This window comes from Caballeronia zhejiangensis, from assembly GCF_022879815.1.
In the GTDB taxonomy this organism is placed as follows: Bacteria; Pseudomonadota; Gammaproteobacteria; order Burkholderiales; family Burkholderiaceae; genus Caballeronia; species Caballeronia zhejiangensis.
The window spans coordinates 2,543,795-2,563,518 of the sequence record NZ_CP084283.1 but is presented as its reverse complement, the minus strand read 5'-3'; the positions used below and the strand labels follow the sequence as shown (position 1 = coordinate 2,563,518).

Sequence of the window (19,724 nt, the reverse complement as noted above, 5' to 3'; positions counted from 1 at the left end):
GCAGCGTAAACAAGCAAGGCGCCGGGCGCGGTTCGTTCAAGATCGACGCGCCCAGAACAAGAACAAAGGACATCGAGATGACTACGCTTTTGCAAACGGTGCAGCCCGTCCGCTACCGCATCGTTCCGAAAAATCCCGCCGCGCATCTCTTCGAAGTGACGCTGACCGTAGCCGTTCCCGATCCGGCCGGCCAGCGCTTCATGCTGCCGGTCTGGATTCCGGGCAGCTACATGATCCGCGAATTCGCACGCAACATCGTGACGCTGCAGGCGTTCAACGCGGCGGGCCGCAAGATCGCCATCGAAAAGATCGACAAGCACGCGTGGCAAGCCGCGCCGACCGACGGCCCGATCACGCTGCGCTACGAGGTCTACGCGTGGGACATGTCGGTGCGCGCCGCGCATCTCGACGACACCGTCGGCTTCTTCAACGGCACGAGCACGTTCCTCGCGGTGGAAGGGCAGTCGGGCGCGCCGTGCGTCGTCGATATCGAACCGCCGCAGGGCGGCGCGTATCGCAACTGGCGCGTCGCGACGGCGCTTTCAGAAGCGCGCGGCACGAAGCGCTACGGTTTCGGCGCCTATGAAGCGGCGAATTACGACGAACTCGTCGACCATCCGGTCACGCTCGGTGAGTTCGCGCTCGGCAGTTTCAGCGCGCACGGCGTGAAGCACGACATCGTGATTTCGGGGCGCGTCGTCAATCTCGATATGAACCGGCTCGCCGCCGACCTGAAGCGCGTCTGCGAAGCGCAGATCGCGCTCTTTGAGCCGCGCACGAAGAAAGCGCCGATGGATCGCTACGTGTTCATGACCGTCGCCGTCAGCGATGGTTACGGCGGGCTGGAGCATCGCGCATCGACGGCGCTCATCTGCAATCGCACGGATCTGCCGGTGCAGGGCCGCCCGGAAACGACCGAGGGTTATCGCACGTATCTCGGCCTGTGCAGCCACGAGTATTTCCATACGTGGAACGTGAAGCGGATCAAGCCGGCGACGTTCGCGCCGTACGATCTGTCGCAGGAAAATTACACGACGCTCTTGTGGCTCTTCGAAGGCTTCACGTCGTACTACGACGATCTGATGCTCGTGCGCAGCGGCCTGATTTCCGCCGGCGATTATTTCAGTCTGCTCGGCAAGACGATCGGCGGCGTGCTGCGCGGCTCCGGGCGGTTCAAGCAATCGGTCGCGCAAAGCTCGTTCGACGCCTGGGTGAAGTACTACCGCGCCGACGAAAACGCGTCGAACGCGATCGTCAGCTATTACCAGAAAGGCTCGCTCGTCGCGCTGGCGTTCGATCTGTCGATTCGCGCGCAGACCGACAACCGCAAATCGCTCGACGACGTGATGCGTCTGCTTTGGCAGCGCTACGGCCGCGAGTTTTACAACGGCAAGGGGCGCGGCATTGCGGAGGAAGACATCGAGGCGCTTTTCGCCGATGCGACCGGCGCTGACCTGCGCTCGCTGTTCCGCGACGGCGTGCGCGGCACGCGCGATCTGCCGCTCGATGCGCTTTTCGAGCCCTTCGGCATCGCGCTCGCCCCCGATCTGCCGGGCAACGGCGCGGCGGTCAAGCCGTCGCTCGGCGCGCGCGTGCGTGGCGGCGCGGATTGCACGCTGGCCGTCGTCCACGAAGGCAGCGCGGCGCAGAAGGCGGGATTGTCGGCGGGCGATGTGCTCGTCGCGATCGACGGACTGCGCGTCAACGGCTCGAATCTCGATGCGCTGCTGTCGCGTTATCTGCCGGGCGCGAAAGTGGAGGTGCACGCGTTCCGTCGCGACGAGTTGCGCCGCACCGAGGTCAAGCTGGACGGACCGGAAGTCGCGCGTTACGTGCTGACGGCCATCGACGGTCGGGGTCCGTCGAAACAATGGCGCGAGCGCTGGCTGAAAGGCTGATTGCCGGAATATGTGGCGGATTGTTCTATCGGTGCAACGATCCGTCACGATCTGACGGCTTTTTCCCGAAGGTCGAAATGAGAAGAATGCTTCCTAACGGGACGCCGAGTGCGCCCGAACCTCTCAGAGACAGGAAGCCATCATGACGACGATTCTCCAGATCAACTCCGCCGCCCGTTCGCAAGGCGCTCAATCGACGCTGCTCGCCGACGAACTGACCGCGAAACTGCAACAAAGCAATCCGGGCGCGAAGGTGGTCGTGCGCAATCTGCTGGGCGACGCGCTGCCGCATCTCGACGACGCCACGCTCGGCGCGTTCTTCACGCCCGCCGATCAGCGCACCGCCGAGCAAGCCGCGATCAACGCCAAGAGCGAAGCGCTGATCGCCGAGCTGCAAGCCGCGGATATCGTCGTAATCGCAGCGCCGCTGTACAACTTCGGCATCTCGTCGCAACTGAAGACGTATTTCGACTGGATCGCGCGTGCGGGCATCACGTTCAGCTACACCGCGAATGGTCCGGAAGGTCTCGTGAAGGGCAAGAAGGTGTACGTGGTGTCGGCGCGCGGCGGCAAGTACGCAGGCACGCCGAACGATTCGCAGACGCCGTTCCTCAAGACGTTCCTCGGCTTCCTCGGCATGACGGACGTGAACTTCATCTACGCCGAAGGCCTGAACATGGGACCGGAAGCGGCTGGCGCGGCACTCGCGTCGGCGCGTGAGGCGATCGCAGCGGTTTAAGCGCTTTCGTATCGAAGAAAAACCCCGCGTGGCGGGGTTTTTTGCGTTTCAGGCGAGCAATTCAGGCTCGGCGGGCAGACGCCAGTCGATCGGCGCGCGTCCGTGCTTCGTCAGATATTCGTTCGCGAGCGCGAAGTGCCCGCAGCCGAAGAATCCGCGGTACGCCGACAACGGCGACGGATGCGCCGCCTCCAGCACGCAATGCGCCTTCTGCGTGTCGTCGATCAGCTTGCGCTTCGCCTGCGCGTGTGCGCCCCACAGCATGAACACGAGGCCATCGTGACGCTGCGCCATTTCGTGGATCAGCGTGTCGGTGCATTGTTCCCAGCCGCGTTTCGCGTGGCTTCCGGCTTTATCGCGCTCGACCGTCAGCGACGTGTTCAGCAGCAGCACGCCTTGTTTGGCCCACGAATCGAGGCAACCGTGCGCGGGCGCGGGAAATCCGAGACTCGCGTGAATCTCCTTGAAGATGTTGCGCAAGGACGGCGGCGGGCGCACGGGTGCGGGCACCGAAAACGCGAGGCCGTGCGCTTGCGGCGCGCCTTTGTCCTCGCCGTGATACGGGTCTTGTCCGAGGATGACGACCTTCACGTCGGCAGGACTCGTGAGGCGCAGCGCGCGAAAGACATCGGCGGGATAGACGGTCTTGCCGGCGGCGCGCTCGGCATCGACGAACGCGCACAACGCCGCGTAATGCTTGCTGTCGATGAACGGCTTCAGATGGCGGCGCCAGTCGGCGGGCAGCGCGTCGAACTGACTTTCGAGCGTCGTGGAGTTCGACGACGCGTTCGCGGCTTCGTTATCCGCGAAAAGGGAAGGCTGCTGATTCATGCGTTGCGGTTCTTGCCTTCGGGCGGCTCGCGCAGCAGATAGCCGCGCTGCGCCTTGCTGAGGTCTTCGGGAACGATCTCGGGAAACGCGCCGCGCAATTCCGCCGCGAGCATCGAAAGCGCGCTTTCCTCGCCGGATTTCAGTTCCAGCTCCAGCTCGCTGATATCCGCGCGACGCGTCGTGCCGTCGACGTCCGCCGTGATTTCGCCGCGATCCAGCGCGACTTCGATATGCGAACCCTCGCGCTCGATGTCCCAGACGATGCGCCTGAAATTGGTCTTGAACAGCGCGATCAGGTCCGGCGCGGCGCGTTGCAGCGCTTCGCGCGCGGCGTCGTTGTCGCAGGCGGCGATGAGCGCATCGATTTCGAGCGCTTCGCCTTGCACCGGCAACTCCCACTCGTGCCGGTTGCTCAGGCCAGCCACCGATTTGCCGAGCGTCTTGAACGTCTGCAGCCATTGCTCCGGCGTGCGGCGCAGGCGCAGCGCGGATTTCGCCTTCGCGAGCGCGCAGTCCGGCGTGTCGAAGTAGACGTTGGCAAGCTCGATCGGCTTGCCCGCGCCGGTGCGTTCGTCGAAGAAGCGCGCCACGTCGTCGTGTTGCGACGGCGCGAGCGCGAGTTTCAATTCCCGTTCGATGCCCATGCGGTTCCCGTCGATGAGATTTAGAAGAACATGCGCGCGAGTTCGGCGCCCGGATCGTCGGCGCGCATGAACGCTTCGCCGACGAGGAACGTATGCACGCGCATCGCGCGCAGCCGGTCGACATCGACGCGCGACAGAACGCCGGATTCCGTTACCACGATGCGGTCATCGGGAATCTGCTCCAGCAAGCCGATGGTCGTTTCGATCGTCGTTTCGAACGTGCGCAGATTGCGATTGTTGATGCCGATGAGCGGCGTCTTCAGCGTGAGCGCGTCGCGCAGTTCGTCGGCGTCGTGGACTTCGACCAGCACCGCGAGCCCGAGCGAGTGCGCGTAGGCTTCGAGATCCTGCATCTGCGAGAGTTCGAGCGCGGCGGCGATCAGCAGAATGCAGTCCGCGCCCATCGCGCGGGCTTCGATGATCTGATACGGATCGATGATGAAGTCCTTGCGCAGCACCGGCAGACTGCACGCCGCGCGCGCTTCCTCCAGATACGCGACGCTACCCTTGAAGAACTGCACGTCGGTGAGCACGGAAAGGCATGCGGCGCCGCCTTTTTCGTACGAGCGCGCGATGTCGGCGGGTACGAAATCCTCTCGCAGCACGCCCTTCGACGGGCTCGCCTTCTTCACTTCCGCGATCACCGCCGCCTGATTCGCCGCATGCTTCGCGCGCAATGCGCCGACGAAATCGCGCAGGTCGCGCGAACTGGCTTCGAGTTTCAGCTCTTCGAGCGGCGCGCTTTGTTCGGCAGCGCGGACTTCCTCGCGCTTGACCGCGATGATGCGATCCAGAATGTCACTCATGTCGGCTTCCGTTCGGGTTCCGTTATTTCTTTGCGAATTGCTGCGTGAACTTCACGAGCGTCTCGACCTTCTCGCGCGCCGCGCCGCTCTCGATCGCTTCGCGCGCGGCGGCCATGCCGGCTTCGATCGAATCGACGACATCCGCGGCATAAAGCGCGGTTCCCGCATTCAATGTGACGATCTCGCGCGCGACGCCTGCCTTGTTGTTCAGCGCGCCGAGCAGCATTGCCTTCGATTCCTGCGCGTCCTGCACCTTCAGCGAACGATTCGACACCATCTGCAGGCCGAAATCCTCCGGATGAATCTCGTACTCGGTGACTTCGCCGTTTTTCAGCTCGCCGACTTTCGTCGCGGCGCCGAGCGACACCTCGTCCATGCCGTCCTTGCCGTACACGACGAGAACGTGTTTCGCGCCGAGACGCTGCATCACGCGCACCTGAATACCGACGAGGTCTTCGTGAAACACGCCCTGAAGCTGATTCGGCGCGCCGGCCGGATTCGTCAGCGGCCCGAGAATATTGAAGATGGTCCGCACGCCGAGTTCGCGGCGCACGGGCGCGATGTTCTTCATCGCCGGATGATGATTCGGCGCGAACATGAAGCCCATGCCGGTTTCAGCAATGGAAGCGGCCACTTGTTCCGGTGTCAGATCGATGTTCACGCCGAGGGCTTCGAGCACGTCCGCGCTGCCGGATTTGCTCGACACGCCGCGGTTGCCGTGCTTCGCGACCTTCGCGCCCGACGCGGCCGCGACGAACATCGATGCCGTGGAGATATTGAACGTGTGCGAGCCGTCGCCGCCCGTGCCGACGATATCGACGAAATTCGAGTTGTCCGCCACTTCGACGTGATTCGCAAATTCGCGCATGACGGTCGCGGCAGCGGCGATTTCGCCGATGGTTTCCTTCTTCACGCGCAAGCCGGTGATGATCGCGGCGGCCATGACGGGCGACATCTCGCCGCGCATGATCTGGCGCATCAGATGCAGCATTTCGTCGTGAAAGATTTCCCGATGTTCGATCGTGCGCTGCAGCGCTTCCTGTGCGGTGATGGTCATGTCGTCAGGCTCGCTTTCCGGTCGAAGAGTTTTTCACGAAGTTTTCGAGCAGCGCGTGGCCGTGCTCGGAAAGAATCGATTCCGGATGGAACTGCACGCCTTCCACTTCCAGCTCACGGTGACGAACACCCATGATTTCACCGTCGGGCGTCCACGCGGACACTTCCAGACAGTCGGGCAAAGACTCGCGCTCAATAGCGAGCGAGTGATAGCGCGTCACGTTGAAGTGTTTGGGAAGATCGGCGAACACGCCTTTACAGTCGGTTTCGATCTGGCTCACCTTGCCGTGCATGATCGTCTGTGCGCGCACGACGCGTCCGCCGAACGCCTCGCCGATTGCCTGATGGCCGAGGCACACGCCGAGAATCGGCAGCTTGCCGGAAAACTCACGCAACACGTCGAGCGTGATGCCCGCGTGTTGCGGATTGCTCGGTCCCGGCGAAAGACAGATGCGCTCGGGGTTGAGCTTCGCGATTTCGTCGAGCGTGATTTCGTCGTTGCGATACGTGAGCACGTCCTCGCCGAGTTCGCCGAAGTACTGGACCAGGTTGTAGGTGAAGGAATCGTAGTTGTCGATCATCAGCAGCATGGTCTTGTCTCCTCAGAAGTCGCTGTCGAGGCCGTCTTGCACTTGCTCGGCGGCGCGCAGCACGGCGCGCGCCTTGTTCTCCGTTTCCTGCCATTCGGATTCGGGCACCGAATCGGCGACGACGCCCGCTGCCGCCTGAACATAGAGATTGCCCTTGTGGATGAGACCGGTGCGGATCGCGATGGCCAGATCCATTTCGCCGCTGAAGGACAGATACCCGACAGCGCCGCCGTACAAGCCGCGCTTGATCGGCTCGAGTTCGTCGATGAGTTCCATTGCGCGAACCTTCGGCGCGCCGGACAGCGTGCCGGCAGGGAAGGTGGCGCGTAGCACGTCGAAATTGCTCATGCCTTCCTTGAGCTTGCCTTCGACCGAGCTCACGATGTGCTGGACGTGCGAGTATTTTTCGATGACCAGTTTGTCCGTCACGGTGACCGACCCGGTCTGCGCGATGCGGCCGACGTCGTTGCGCGCGAGGTCGATCAGCATGACGTGCTCGGCGACTTCCTTCGGATCGTTAAGCAGTTCGGTGGCGAGTTCGGCGTCGCGTTCGGGCGTGTTGCCGCGCGGGCGCGTGCCTGCGAGCGGACGAATCGTCACAATGCGATCGTCGGCGCGCTTTTCCTGACGCACGAGAATTTCCGGCGATGCACCGACCACGTGCACTTCGCCGCCGAAGTTGTAGTAGTACATATACGGCGACGGATTCAGCGAACGCAGCGCGCGATACAGCGAAAGCGGATTGTCGCGGAACGGCTTGATGAGCCGCTGGCCGACTTGCACTTGCATCAGTTCGCCGGCCGCGATGTATTCCTTCGCGCGGCGCACGGCGTTCAGATAATCGTCCTTCTTGAATTCGCGGAACGTTTCCGTACGCACGCTCGCGGATGTCACCGGCGGTTGAACCGTCACGCGCAAACGCGCCTTCAGTTCGCGCAGCCGATGCTTCGCCTTGGCATACGCTTCCGGCTTGGTCGGATCGGCGTAGACGATGAGATAAAGCTTGCCCGCGAGGTTGTCGATGACCGCGACTTCTTCGGTCAGCAGCAACTGGATGTCGGGAAGATCGAGATCGTCGGGCGGCGCACTGTGCGCGAGCTTCTTCTCGATGTAGCGCACCGCGTCGTAACCGAAGTAGCCCGCGAGACCGCCGCAAAAGCGCGGCAAGCCGGGCCGCGTCGCGACCTTGAAGCGCTTTTGATATTGCTCGATGAACGTGAGCGGATCGCCTTCATCCGTTTCGACGACGTTGCCATCGGTCACGACTTGCGTCTTGCCGTTTCGCACGCTCACGGTCGTGCGGGCCGGCAGACCGATGAACGAGTAGCGCCCGAAACGCTCGCCGCCCACGACGGACTCCAGCAGGAACGAGTTCGCGCCGTTGCGCTCCGTCTGCGCGAGCTTGAGATAGAGCGAGAGCGGCGTTTCGAGGTCGGCGAGGGCTTCGGCGATGAGCGGAATGCGATTGAAGCCTTCGTTCGCCAGCGATTGGAATTCGAGTTCGGTCATGTTGCGATCCTTGAGCGATGCGCGCTTTCTGGGTGGCGCGGTATCGGGGAGTGCAGGGCGCTGCGGTCGGTCGAATCTCGTGATGATCGCATACGACGGCCCCGCCGCTTCGATTTGCGGAAGCGGACAGGACGACTCGCGGCACTACACGACGCGTGCGTGAGCGAGGTTCGATATACGACGATTCAACGGAAACGGCGCGGGTATGCGCAGCGAAACAAAAAACGGATGCTGAAGCGCGATCACGCATGACGGCTTCAGCGCACCTCGGGCGAGGTTAGCGCGACCAGCGACGCCAGGGCCAGGCTCCCCGGTCGATGCTGCTCAGACTCCGTTTTCTGTTGAGAAACATGAATGGATGGACTTATTCAGTCAGTGTGGTGTCCGGCGGCGCCAAGGTGGCCGCAATCGCCGATGCTGCGGTGCGCAGCGAGGAAACTATACCATCGGATTTCACCGACTGTACAGGCTTCCCATGGTTGTAACCGTACGGAACGGTCAAGGTCGCGAGGCCGGCCGCGCGGCCCGCGAGCGCGTCGTTTTCCGAATCGCCGACCGCCACGGTCTCGCGCGGCAGGACGTCCAGTCGTTCGCATGCGGTGAGCATCGGGAGCGGATCGGGTTTCTTCGCGGGCAGCGAGTCGCCGCCGAGAATCACCTTGAAGAAATCCGCAATGCCGAAGTGCGCAAGCAACTCCACGGCGAAGCGATGCGGCTTGTTGGTCACGCATGCGAGCGCGACGCCGCTTTCACGCATCGCTTCGAGGCCTTCCCTCACTTCGGGGAATAGCGTCGAGTGCTTGCCGTTGACCTTCGCGTATTCGCTTTGATAGATCGCGAGCGCGTCGTCGAACTGCGCGACCGCTTGCGACGGCGACAGCCGCACGGCGAGCACGCTGCGGATCAGATTCTCCGAACCCTTGCCGACATAGCCCGTGACTTCATCGCGCGTGACCGGCTGTTCGATGGCGATGCGCGCGAGCATTGCATTCAGTGCCGCGACGAAGTCGTCGGCGGTGTCGACCATGGTGCCGTCGAGGTCGATGATCGCCGCGCGGATCGGACGATTCACGAAGGGCGATTGCGCCGCTGCGATCTCACTCATGCTTTCGCTCCAGATTCCACCTTCGCCAGTTCGGCGCGCATTGCGTCGATGACCGCCTTGTAGTCGGGCTTGCCGAAAATGGCCGATCCCGCGACGAACGAATCCGCGCCTGCCGCCGCGATTTCCGCGATGTTGTCGACCTTCACGCCGCCATCGACTTCCAGATGGATTTCGCGCCCCGTGCGATCCCGATACGCATCGATGCGCGCGCGTGCCTCGCGCACCTTGTTGAGCGCCTCGGGAATGAATGACTGCCCGCCGAAACCCGGATTCACCGACATGATGAGCACGAGATCGACCTTGTCCATTACGTGATCGAGGTAGATCAGCGGCGTGGCGGGATTGAAAACGAGGCCCGCCTTGCAGCCGTGATCGCGGATCAGCGACAGCGTGCGGTCGATGTGATCCGAACCTTCCGGATGAAAACTGATCACATTGGCGCCGGCCTTCGCGAAATCGGGCACGATGCGGTCGACCGGGCGCACCATCAGATGCACGTCGATGGGCACGTCCACGTGCGGGCGGATAGCCTCGCACACCATCGGACCGATCGTCAGGTTCGGCACGTAGTGGTTGTCCATGACGTCGAAGTGGATCCAGTCGGCGCCGGCGGCGACGACGTTGCGGACTTCCTCGCCGAGGCGGGAAAAGTCGGCGGACAGGATGCTGGGAGCGATGTGGAATTGCGCCATGGACGTATGCGGGTAGCGACCTAAAGCCGTGATTTTAACCCGCGTTTTCCGCGGAGTCCCTCGTCCGAATGGCCAACGGATGGCGCGCGGATGTGGCGGCGGGACGCCAATCGTGTTGCGGGCGCCGCGCGCATCAAGCAGAATGCCAGACCAATGGCCGCGCGCCGGCGCGCCCGTGTCTGGCGGCCAAGCGGCCGATCGAATTGGAATTGGAACAACGATGAGCCAGTACGAATTCAGCGTTTCCGTGGAGACGCGGTATTTGCCGGACCAATCAGACCCGGATAGCAGGCAGTACGCATTTGCCTACACGCTGACGATCCGCAATACCGGCCAGGTGGCGGCGCAGTTGATCTCGCGGCACTGGATCATCACCGACAGCAACGATCACGTTCAGGAAGTGAAGGGGCTGGGCGTCGTCGGGCATCAGCCGCTGTTGCCGCCGGGCGAGCAGTTCGAATACACGAGCTGGGCGGTGATCGCGACGCCGGTCGGCACGATGCGCGGCGAGTATTTCTGCGTGGCGGAAGACGGCGAGCGCTTCGAAGCGCCCGTAGCGGAATTTGCGTTGCATATGCCGCGCACGCTCCACTGAGCGAAACAGCGGCAGGCGGCGCGAATCAGCGCCGTTTCGCGGGATCGTTCGAGCGGTTCTGGCTCTTCTTCTTGCCCGATGCCGTCCATACGACGATGAAGATCAGCAAGGCGAGCGCCACGAGCGACTCGAGCGCAAAAATAAGCATTGGATATTCGTCGAACAGATCAGACATGGCGGTTCCCATCAAGAACGAGCATTGTATGCGCTTCGTGCGGCCGGCCGCACGAGCAGCGGCCTGGGCCGCATCGATTGCAACCGCTGTCCTGCTCGCCTCGTGCGGCGGCGGCAATTACGTGAAGCCGGGGCCTGCGACGGCGACCGGCACGCCGATCATCACCGGACAGCGCGCCGCTTCGCGCCTGACTGCGGTGAGCTGGCAGCAGGTGCCGGGCTGGCAGGACGATTCGCTGATCGGCGCGACCGCCGCGCTGCGCCAGAACTGCAACCGGCTCTCGCGACAGGCCAACTGGCAGAAGGCGTGCGCGGCGGCCGAGCGGCTGGACGACCTCGACATGTCGGCGGCGCGCAGCTTCTTCGAAGCCTATTTCACGCCATTTCAGCTCGCCAACACCGACGGCACGCTCGACGGTCTCGTGACCGGCTACTACGAGCCGCTTCTGCGCGGGTCGCGCACGCGTCACGGGATTTATCAGTATGCGTTGTACCGGTGGCCGTATCGATACAAGCCCGGTTCGGCGCTTCCCGCGCGCGCGCAGCTCGAACGTTCGGGCGCGTTGAACGGCAACGAACTCGTGTGGGTCGACGATCCGATCGAAGCGTTCTTTCTGCAGGTGCAGGGTTCGGGGCGCGTCGTCATGGAAGACGGCAGCGTGATGCGCGTCGGCTTCGGCGGCACCAACAACCAGCCGTATCGCTCGATCGGCAAGGAATTGCTCGATCGCGGCGAACTCACGCCCGCACAGGCGACGATGCAAGGCATCAAAGCATGGGCGAAGGCGAATCCGGCGCGCGTCGACGCACTGCTCGACGTGAACCCGCGCTTCGTCTTTTTCCGCGAGATGCCCGCTAACGAAACGATGTCCGCAAGTCTCGGCGACGGTCCCGTCGGCGCGCTCGGCGTGCCGTTGACGCCGGAGCGTTCGATTGCCGTCGATCCGTCGGCGATTCCGCTCGGCACGCCCGTTTTCCTGCAGACCACGCGTCCGCTCAGCAATCAGCCGATGAATCGCCTCGTTTTCGCGCAGGACACCGGTTCGGCGATCAAAGGCGGTGTGCGCGCGGACTATTTCTGGGGACTGGGGGACGATGCCGGCGATCTCGCCGGGCGCATGAAGCAGGGCGGCAGGATGTGGCTGTTGCTGCCCAATTCCTGATATCGCTGGTTTCCCGGCAGCTTCACAAAAAGCTCGCGGCCATCATGGCTCGCGAGCTTTTTGCTTCACGACGCGACGTTGCGCCGGTCGATCACGCGCCGCGCCTTGCCGACGGATCGTTCGATGCCGTTCACCGCGAGCACGTTCACCACGGCGCTCACACCGATCAGCGCCTTGATGTCGTAGGCGAGCGCGGACTTCGCGTTTTCGAGCGCGGTCACATCCGGCGCCGATTCGGGGCAAGGCTCGACATTCAGCGTGAGTACGTCGAGCGGGCCTTCCTTGGTGAGCACGATCTGATAGTGCGGCGCGAGTACCGGGCGCTTGAGCAGCAACTCCTCGATCTGCGTCGGGAAAACATTGACGCCGCGCACGATCATCATGTCGTCGGAGCGGCCGGTGATCTTCTCCATGCGTCGCATCGTGCGAGCGGTGCCGGGCAGAAGGCGCGTCAGATCGCGCGTGCGATAGCGGATGATCGGCAGCGCTTCCTTCGTGAGCGACGTGAACACGAGTTCCCCGAATTCGCCGTCGGGCAGCACCTCGCCGGTTTCCGGATCGATGATCTCGGGATAGAAGTGATCTTCCCAGATCGTCGGGCCGTCCTTGGTTTCCGCGCATTCCGATGCCACGCCCGGCCCCATTACTTCCGAGAGTCCGTAGATGTCGACGGCGTCGATGCCCATGCGCGTTTCGATCGCGCGGCGCATGTCGTTCGTCCACGGCTCCGCGCCGAAAATGCCGATGCGCAGCGAGCAACTTGCCGGATCGATGCCCTGGCGCTCCAGTTCATCGGCGATCGACAGCATGTAGCTCGGCGTGACCATGATGATGTCCGGCCGAAAATCCTGGATCAGTTGCACCTGCTTCTCCGTCTGGCCGCCGCCGAACGGAATGACGGTGAGTCCCGCGCGCTCGGCGCCGTAGTGCGCGCCGAGTCCGCCGGTGAAGAGGCCGTAGCCGTAACTCACGTGCACCTTGTCGCCACGACGTGCGCCGGCCGCCCGAATGGAGCGTGCGACGAGGTTCGCCCAGTTGTCCAGATCCTGCGCCGTGTAGCCGACGACAGTCGGCTTGCCCGTCGTCCCCGATGACGCGTGGATGCGCGAGACCCGCTCCTGCGGAACCGCGAACATGCCAAACGGATAGTTGTCGCGCAGATCCTTCTTGGTCGTAAACGGAAAACGGCCAAGATCCGAGAGCGACGTGACGTCATCCGGATGAACGCCTGCTTCGTCAAACTTGCGCCGATAAACCGGCGAGTTCTCGTAAGCATGCTTGAGCGTCCATTTGAGACGCTCGAGCTGCAGCGCCGCGAGTTCGTCGCGGCTCGCCTTCTCGATCGGGTCGAGCGGCAGCGATGTGGTCATTGCTGTCTCCTTGATGCTGACTACGCGGCGCGGCTTTTAGATGCCGCGTCCGTTATATGAACGAGTCCGTCACACGGGAATTACGTTGCCTCTTATCTGAGCCGACTTGCCGCGGAACATCGCGACCGGCTCGCCTTCGCGATTCGTCACGCGGATATCGTAGATACCCGTGCGCCCGCTCAGCGTTTGCTCGATCGCTTCGGCAGTCAGGCGATCGCCGCCCTGCACGGGCCGCAAAAACTCGATCGAGCAGCCCGCCGCGACCGTGCTGATGTTGTACGAGTTGCAGGCGAACGCGAACGCGGAGTCCGCCAGCGTGAACATCAGGCCGCCGTGGCAAATCGCATGGCCGTTCAGAAAGTCGGGGCGCACGTCCATTTGCAGACGCGCATAGCCGGGCCGGACTTCGATCAGCTCGATGCCGAGCGCGCGCGAGCATGCGTCCGCTTCGTACATGGCTTTCGCCGTGGCTTCCGCGAGTTGTTGTGGCGTCACAGATATCTCCAGTTCGATTCGGTTCTCACAGACCTTCGAAGCGCGGTGCGCGCTTCTCCTTGAACGCGGCGACGCCTTCGATGTAATCCGGCGACGCACCGAGCTCGCGCTGAAGATCCCGTTCGAGATCGAGCTGCTGGTCGAAAGTCCTGTTCGCGCTCGCGCGGATCGCTTTCTTGATCGCGACGACCGCGCGCGCCGGCTGCTGCGCGAGTTGGGCGGCCAGTTGCGCGGCCGCTTGCTGCAGCTCGGCATCGTCGACGACGCGCCACACGATGCCCCACGCCTCCGCCTTCTCGGCGCTGAGTTTTTCGCCCGTCAGCGCGAGCCCGAGCGCACGCGCCTCACCGACGCGGCGCGACAGCAGCCATGTGCCGCCCGAATCGGGCACGAGGCCGATCTTCACGAATGCCTGAATGAAGCTGGCCGAGCGCGCCGCGACGACGAAGTCGCACGCCATCGCGAGATTCGCGCCGGCTCCAGCGGCCGTGCCGTTCACTGCCGCGATGACCGGCATCGGCAAAGCCTGAAGCCTGCGCACGAGCGGATTGAAGTGCTCGTCGATGAGATCGCCCAGATCCGACATCGAGCCAGGCGTGAAATCCAGATCCGCGAGATCCTGTCCCGCGCAGAAGCCGCGACCCGCGCCGGTGATGACGAGCGCGCGCGCATTGCCCGCTTCTATTTCAGTGAGCGCCTGGTTCAACTCGCGATGCATCTCGCGCGTGAAGCTGTTCAGTTTGTCGGGGCGATTGAGCGTCAACGTCGCGACGCGCGTCTCGACATCGACGTGAAAGAACACGGACTTCTCTGTCATTACATTTCCTCTCTCGACGAATCCGGCTGCGGCGGCGCGTGCTCGCCGCCATTCCTTGCATCCGATACTAGCCGCGCGACCGCGAGCTTTCCATTAGGCCGAATGGCATAAGCCGTTTGCACGGCGATCCGGCCTTTGGATCGTTTGTGTCGATTGGCTTATGCCGTCTGGCCAGCTTCCGCCGACGCGGCCTTTGGTGCAACATGGACGCGGCTTTGCACTACTCGGAAGCGATTTGCGACGAAAGCTGCATCCGAAAGCGCTGCGTTGGCCGCGGGGTTCGCGCCCGTGCCGTGGAAGTCGGAGAACGCCGCGGTCTGATTGACGAAGACGCCGCCGGTGAGGTTGATCGAGAGCGCGACACCGCCTTCAATGGCTGCTTCGTGCGCGGCTTCGATCACCTTGTCGTCGGTGCTGTAGACCGAGAACGTCAAGGCGCCGTGCGTGCGCGCGATCGACCCGGCGAGTTCGAGCGATTGCGCGGTCGAGTCGGTCGCGACGACGAACGAAATCGGGCCGAACCATTCCTTGGTGAATTTCGCTTCGTCGGTGCGCGCGTCGAGCTTGAGCATGAGGGGTGTGTGAACGCGGGCTTCAGGAAACGCAGGGTGCGTGAGAGATTGGCTGTCGAGCAGCATGTCGCCGAGCTTGCGCGCTTCGGTGACGCGTTCCACGACGCCATCGTTCTGAATCGCTCCCGTGAGCTCGACGGCGCGGGCCGGATCGGATGCGAGTTTTTCGACGGCGCCCGCGAGCGCTTTCGCGACGTCATCGAAGCTCAGTTGGCCTTCGGCGGTGCGGATGCCATTGCGCGGCACGTAGATGTTCTGCGGCGCGGTGCACATCTGACCGGAATAGAGGGCGAGTGAGAAGGCGATGTTGCGCGCGGCGGACTTCATGTCGTCCACGGAATCGATGACGATCTGATTCACGCCCGCCTTCTCGGTGTAGACCTGCGCCTGATGCGCGTTGCGCTCGAGCCAGGTGCCGTTTTGCGTGCTTCCCGTGAAATCGATGAGCTTGATTTCGGGACGCAAGGCGAGTTCCTGGACCAACGCGCCGTCGTTGGGTTCGGTGGCCAACAGCGTGACGACGTTCGGATCGAAGCCGGCCTCACGAAGCACTTCACGCGCGATTCGCACGGTGATCGCGAGCGGCAGGATCGCGCCGGGGTGCGGCTTGACGATGACGGCGTTGCCGGTTGCGAGATCGGCGAACATGCCGGGATAGCCGTTCCAGGTCGGAAACGTGCAGCAGCCGAGCACAAGCCCCGTGCCGCGCGGGACGATGGAGAAGCGCTTTTGCATCGCGAGCGGCGGATTTTTGCCTTGCGGCTTTTCCCAGTGCGCTTCGGCGGGGATGCGACGTAGCTGGTCCCACGCATAGACGACGGCTTCCAGCGCCCGGTCTTGCGCGTGCGGGCCACCGGCCTGGAATGCCATCATGAATGCCTGGCCGGTCGTGTGCATCACGCCGTACGCGATCTCGAAGCTGGCGCGGTTCAGGCGCGACAGGATTTCGAGGCTCACGCCCACCCAAGCCTGCGGGCCGGCGGCGCGCCAGGCGGACTGCGCCTTGGCCGCGGCTTGAGTCAGCGCGTCGGGATCGGCCTTCGGATAGCGGACGTCCAGCGCGATGCCGAACGGCGAACGCTCCTTCCCGACCGTTTCGCCTGTCGAAGGCTGATCGAGTTCGAAAGTCTTGCCGAGATGAGCTTTGAATGCTGCCTCTCCATCGGCGCTGGCCGTTTCCCCGTACACTTTGGGGCTCGGCATTTCGGCGAACGGGCTCCAGTAGCCGCGCGTTTCGATGGCTGCGAGCGCTTTGTCGAGCGTCGCTTCGTGCTTCGTGAATAGCGGATGTGTCATGGTCGCGAGAAGAGAAGAACGAGGGAAAGGTGCCAGGCCGAATAATTAACCGACCGGTTGGTTGGTGATGGTAGCATTATCGAGATGCAGTGACGAATGACTTTTCATTAGGGCTTACCTGAGGATCGCAAGGAGGAGCGAATGGCTTACGAGAATCTGCTGGTCGAGACGCGTGGTCGGGTCGGACTGATTACGCTGAATCGTCCGAAAGCGCTGAACGCGCTGAATGACGCGCTGATGGACGAACTTGGCGTCGCGCTCAAGGCATTCGACGCCGATGGAGACATCGGCGCAATCGTGCTGACCGGCAGCGAAAAGGCGTTCGCGGCGGGTGCGGACATCGGCATGATGGCCGGCTACTCCTATATGGATGTCTACAAGGGCGACTACATCACGCGTAACTGGGAAACGATCCGCACGATTCGCAAGCCGATCATTGCCGCGGTCGCGGGTTTTGCGCTCGGCGGAGGTTGCGAACTCGCGATGATGTGCGACATCGTCATCGCCGCCGACACGGCCAAGTTCGGTCAGCCCGAGATCAAGCTCGGCGTGATTCCGGGAGCGGGCGGCACGCAGCGCTTGCCGCGCGCTGTATCGAAAGCCAAGGCGATGGATATGTGCCTGACTGCGCGCATGATGGATGCGAGCGAGGCCGAACGGGCGGGGCTGGTGTCGCGCATCGTCGGGGCGGATCGCCTTCTGGACGAGGCCGTCGAAGCGGCGACGATCATCGCCGGCTTCTCGCTGCCCGCCGTGATGATGGCCAAGGAGGCTGTTAATCGCGCTTACGAGACAACGCTCGCAGAAGGTGTTCATTTCGAGAGGCGTCTGTTCCATTCTCTGTTCGCGACGGAGGATCAGAAGGAAGGCATGGCGGCGTTTGTTGAAAAGCGTAAGCCGGTTTTCAAGCATCGGTGACCTTCATGTGAGAAAGCGCTTGCGCTCCTCGATTCCGCTCACTAGAATTCTGTTCCTTCGCGATTCGATGAACGCGAAGGAAGCGGGATAGGGCGGTATCGGCGGTGTGCTCGGGGGTAGGTTGTAGAAGGCTCCGGGCGCGGATCGGCAAGAAAAAGAAACTTCGAATTCTTGTTGACACGAACCGAAGCGTTCTTCATAATCTCGTTTCTCTGCTGCTGATGCAGCGACGCAAGACGGAAGTTGAAGTAAGGCTTGTCTTGCGATGTGCTCTTTAAAAACTAACAGCCGATAAGTGTGGGCGCTTGATGGCGAGTGCGGCTGGTTCTTCGGAATCGGCGATAGCAAAAGTATCAAGAGTCTCACACGAAGTATCAGAGGAAGGTTTGTTCATCTTTGGATGGAATAAATCATCGTCAGAACGTTGAGTGAGCGACCTATTCGGAAGAATAGAAAACAGTAACAGGTATTGAACTGAAGAGTTTGATCCTGGCTCAGATTGAACGCTGGCGGCATGCCTTACACATGCAAGTCGAACGGCAGCACGGGGGCAACCCTGGTGGCGAGTGGCGAACGGGTGAGTAATACATCGGAACGTGTCCTGTAGTGGGGGATAGCCCGGCGAAAGCCGGATTAATACCGCATACGACCTAAGGGAGAAAGCGGGGGATCTTCGGACCTCGCGCTATAGGGGCGGCCGATGGCAGATTAGCTAGTTGGTGGGGTAAAGGCCTACCAAGGCGACGATCTGTAGCTGGTCTGAGAGGACGACCAGCCACACTGGGACTGAGACACGGCCCAGACTCCTACGGGAGGCAGCAGTGGGGAATTTTGGACAATGGGGGCAACCCTGATCCAGCAATGCCGCGTGTGTGAAGAAGGCCTTCGGGTTGTAAAGCACTTTTGTCCGGAAAGAAAACTTCGTCCCTAATATGGATGGAGGATGACGGTACCGGAAGAATAAGCACCGGCTAACTACGTGCCAGCAGCCGCGGTAATACGTAGGGTGCGAGCGTTAATCGGAATTACTGGGCGTAAAGCGTGCGCAGGCGGTCTGTTAAGACCGATGTGAAATCCCCGGGCTTAACCTGGGAACTGCATTGGTGACTGGCAGGCTTTGAGTGTGGCAGAGGGAGGTAGAATTCCACGTGTAGCAGTGAAATGCGTAGAGATGTGGAGGAATACCGATGGCGAAGGCAGCCTCCTGGGCCAACACTGACGCTCATGCACGAAAGCGTGGGGAGCAAACAGGATTAGATACCCTGGTAGTCCACGCCCTAAACGATGTCAACTAGTTGTTGGGGATTCATTTCCTTAGTAACGTAGCTAACGCGTGAAGTTGACCGCCTGGGGAGTACGGTCGCAAGATTAAAACTCAAAGGAATTGACGGGGACCCGCACAAGCGGTGGATGATGTGGATTAATTCGATGCAACGCGAAAAACCTTACCTACCCTTGACATGGTCGGAACCCTGCTGAAAGGTGGGGGTGCTCGAAAGAGAACCGGCGCACAGGTGCTGCATGGCTGTCGTCAGCTCGTGTCGTGAGATGTTGGGTTAAGTCCCGCAACGAGCGCAACCCTTGTCCTTAGTTGCTACGCAAGAGCACTCTAAGGAGACTGCCGGTGACAAACCGGAGGAAGGTGGGGATGACGTCAAGTCCTCATGGCCCTTATGGGTAGGGCTTCACACGTCATACAATGGTCGGAACAGAGGGTTGCCAAGCCGCGAGGTGGAGCCAATCCCAGAAAACCGATCGTAGTCCGGATCGCAGTCTGCAACTCGACTGCGTGAAGCTGGAATCGCTAGTAATCGCGGATCAGCATGCCGCGGTGAATACGTTCCCGGGTCTTGTACACACCGCCCGTCACACCATGGGAGTGGGTTTCACCAGAAGTAGGTAGCCTAACCGCAAGGAGGGCGCTTACCACGGTGGGATTCATGACTGGGGTGAAGTCGTAACAAGGTAGCCGTATCGGAAGGTGCGGCTGGATCACCTCCTTTCTCGAGCTTCGCACACGAAGTTAAGCGCTCACGCTTATCGGCTGTTGTTTGAAGACAGGCTTTGGGTCTGTAGCTCAGTCGGTTAGAGCACCGTCTTGATAAGGCGGGGGTCGTTGGTTCGAATCCAACCAGACCCACCACGGTCAAGATGAGTCAGGCAGTCAGTGAGGCTGCAGACGCAAGACGCGGGGGATTAGCTCAGCTGGGAGAGCACCTGCTTTGCAAGCAGGGGGTCGTCGGTTCGATCCCGTCATCCTCCACCAAGTCCTCAATGCGCAGTGTTTCGTGAAGCACTTTGCATTGGCGATTGAAAGCCAGTTGATGTCGCAGGCGAGTGAAGTGAGCTTGTCGGCTAAACGTTCTTTAACAATCTGGAAGAAGTAGTAAAGAGACTATCTAAAAGCACTTAGAGATGGGTGCGAGTCGGGTAGTCAGGGTAGTGATTGTATCA

At 62.0% G+C, this 19,724-nt stretch carries 18 protein-coding genes, 2 tRNA genes and 1 rRNA gene; 9 read left to right on the top strand and 12 right to left on the bottom strand.

Translation table 11 applies throughout. The annotated features are described in order from the left end of the window. The first annotated feature begins 98 nt into the window (after positions 1-98). Positions 99-1,898 carry a M61 family metallopeptidase gene (locus LDZ23_RS12225; protein ID WP_244808140.1) on the top strand — a complete coding sequence of 600 codons (1,800 nt, stop codon included), beginning with the start codon at positions 99-101 and terminating at the stop codon, positions 1,896-1,898. Between the two features lie 142 nt (positions 1,899-2,040). After that, complete coding sequence (locus LDZ23_RS12220) at positions 2,041-2,637, top strand: FMN-dependent NADH-azoreductase (protein ID WP_008344416.1); 597 nt, start codon at positions 2,041-2,043, stop codon at positions 2,635-2,637. Between the two features lie 48 nt (positions 2,638-2,685). On the opposite strand, the gene LDZ23_RS12215 is transcribed toward LDZ23_RS12220, so the two are convergent. From LDZ23_RS12215 to trpE, 6 genes are read right to left on the bottom strand one after another with little or no spacing between them, the layout of a single operon-like run. Continuing rightward, positions 2,686-3,468, bottom strand: coding sequence for a uracil-DNA glycosylase (locus LDZ23_RS12215; protein WP_008344418.1), 783 nt, complete (start codon positions 3,466-3,468; stop codon positions 2,686-2,688). Then, positions 3,465-4,112, bottom strand: a complete 648-nt coding sequence (locus tag LDZ23_RS12210) for a CYTH domain-containing protein (protein ID WP_244807655.1) — start codon at positions 4,110-4,112, stop codon at positions 3,465-3,467. Before LDZ23_RS12210 ends, LDZ23_RS12215 begins: the two co-directional genes overlap by 4 nt. Positions 4,113-4,132: 20 nt before the next feature. After that, positions 4,133-4,918 (bottom strand): indole-3-glycerol phosphate synthase TrpC, encoded by a 786-nt coding sequence (trpC, locus tag LDZ23_RS12205; protein WP_008344421.1) that lies wholly within the window; start codon positions 4,916-4,918, stop codon positions 4,133-4,135. A gap of 22 nt (positions 4,919-4,940) precedes the next feature. Then, the gene (trpD, locus tag LDZ23_RS12200) at positions 4,941-5,975 is read right to left on the bottom strand and encodes an anthranilate phosphoribosyltransferase (protein ID WP_008344422.1); all 1,035 of its coding nucleotides are present in this window, start codon (positions 5,973-5,975) and stop codon (positions 4,941-4,943) included. A gap of 4 nt (positions 5,976-5,979) precedes the next feature. Then, entirely contained in the window at positions 5,980-6,564 is a 585-nt protein-coding gene (locus LDZ23_RS12195; protein WP_034473938.1) for an aminodeoxychorismate/anthranilate synthase component II, read from the bottom strand. 12 nt (positions 6,565-6,576) lie between these two features. Next, positions 6,577-8,073, bottom strand: a complete 1,497-nt coding sequence (gene trpE, locus LDZ23_RS12190; RefSeq protein ID WP_008344426.1) for an anthranilate synthase component I — start codon at positions 8,071-8,073, stop codon at positions 6,577-6,579. On the opposite strand from trpE, the gene LDZ23_RS12185 reads away from it, so the two are divergent. After that, a complete protein-coding gene (locus LDZ23_RS12185) occupies positions 8,072-8,236 on the top strand; it encodes a hypothetical protein (protein ID WP_160172923.1) in 165 nt (54 codons plus the stop codon). The genes trpE and LDZ23_RS12185 overlap by 2 nt on opposite strands. 201 nt (positions 8,237-8,437) lie before the next feature. On the opposite strand, the gene LDZ23_RS12180 is transcribed toward LDZ23_RS12185, so the two are convergent. Next, positions 8,438-9,178: a phosphoglycolate phosphatase gene (locus LDZ23_RS12180; RefSeq protein WP_008344428.1), complete on the bottom strand. Its 741-nt coding sequence runs from the start codon at positions 9,176-9,178 to the stop codon at positions 8,438-8,440. After that, on the bottom strand, positions 9,175-9,870 hold the full coding sequence (gene rpe / locus LDZ23_RS12175; RefSeq protein ID WP_008344430.1) for a ribulose-phosphate 3-epimerase: 696 nt from the start codon (positions 9,868-9,870) through the stop codon (positions 9,175-9,177). The genes LDZ23_RS12180 and rpe overlap by 4 nt, the downstream gene beginning before the upstream one ends. A gap of 220 nt (positions 9,871-10,090) precedes the next feature. On the opposite strand from rpe, the gene apaG reads away from it, so the two are divergent. Beyond that, the gene (apaG, locus tag LDZ23_RS12170; RefSeq protein WP_008344432.1) at positions 10,091-10,465 is read left to right on the top strand and encodes a Co2+/Mg2+ efflux facilitator ApaG/CorD; all 375 of its coding nucleotides are present in this window, start codon (positions 10,091-10,093) and stop codon (positions 10,463-10,465) included. Between the two features lie 95 nt (positions 10,466-10,560). Next, positions 10,561-11,802 (top strand): murein transglycosylase A, encoded by a 1,242-nt coding sequence (gene mltA, locus LDZ23_RS12165; protein ID WP_174447762.1) that lies wholly within the window; start codon positions 10,561-10,563, stop codon positions 11,800-11,802. Positions 11,803-11,867: 65 nt separating this feature from the next. Here the strand turns inward: mltA and paaK are convergent, their stop codons facing one another. The 4 genes from paaK to paaN all read right to left on the bottom strand — a co-directional run bounded on the left by paaK (position 11,868) and on the right by paaN (position 16,352). After that, positions 11,868-13,172 (bottom strand): phenylacetate--CoA ligase PaaK, encoded by a 1,305-nt coding sequence (paaK, locus tag LDZ23_RS12160; protein ID WP_008344438.1) that lies wholly within the window; start codon positions 13,170-13,172, stop codon positions 11,868-11,870. A 69-nt stretch (positions 13,173-13,241) separates the two neighbouring features. After that, complete coding sequence (gene paaI / locus LDZ23_RS12155) at positions 13,242-13,628, bottom strand: hydroxyphenylacetyl-CoA thioesterase PaaI (protein ID WP_235366211.1); 387 nt, start codon at positions 13,626-13,628, stop codon at positions 13,242-13,244. A gap of 64 nt (positions 13,629-13,692) precedes the next feature. Further along, on the bottom strand, positions 13,693-14,484 hold the full coding sequence (gene paaG, locus LDZ23_RS12150) for a 2-(1,2-epoxy-1,2-dihydrophenyl)acetyl-CoA isomerase PaaG (RefSeq protein WP_008344440.1): 792 nt from the start codon (positions 14,482-14,484) through the stop codon (positions 13,693-13,695). 158 nt (positions 14,485-14,642) lie between these two features. Next, complete coding sequence (gene paaN, locus LDZ23_RS12145) at positions 14,643-16,352, bottom strand: phenylacetic acid degradation protein PaaN (RefSeq protein WP_034473944.1); 1,710 nt, start codon at positions 16,350-16,352, stop codon at positions 14,643-14,645. A gap of 141 nt (positions 16,353-16,493) precedes the next feature. On the opposite strand from paaN, the gene LDZ23_RS12140 reads away from it, so the two are divergent. The 4 genes from LDZ23_RS12140 to LDZ23_RS12125 all read left to right on the top strand — a co-directional run bounded on the left by LDZ23_RS12140 (position 16,494) and on the right by LDZ23_RS12125 (position 19,536). Continuing rightward, entirely contained in the window at positions 16,494-17,270 is a 777-nt protein-coding gene (locus LDZ23_RS12140) for an enoyl-CoA hydratase (RefSeq protein ID WP_008344444.1), read from the top strand. A gap of 471 nt (positions 17,271-17,741) precedes the next feature. Then, a 16S ribosomal RNA gene (locus LDZ23_RS12135) occupies positions 17,742-19,273 on the top strand. A 63-nt stretch (positions 19,274-19,336) separates the two neighbouring features. Then, positions 19,337-19,413, top strand: a tRNA-Ile gene (locus LDZ23_RS12130). 47 nt (positions 19,414-19,460) lie between these two features. Continuing rightward, positions 19,461-19,536: transfer RNA gene (locus tag LDZ23_RS12125), tRNA-Ala, on the top strand. The last annotated feature ends 188 nt before the right edge of the window (positions 19,537-19,724 follow it).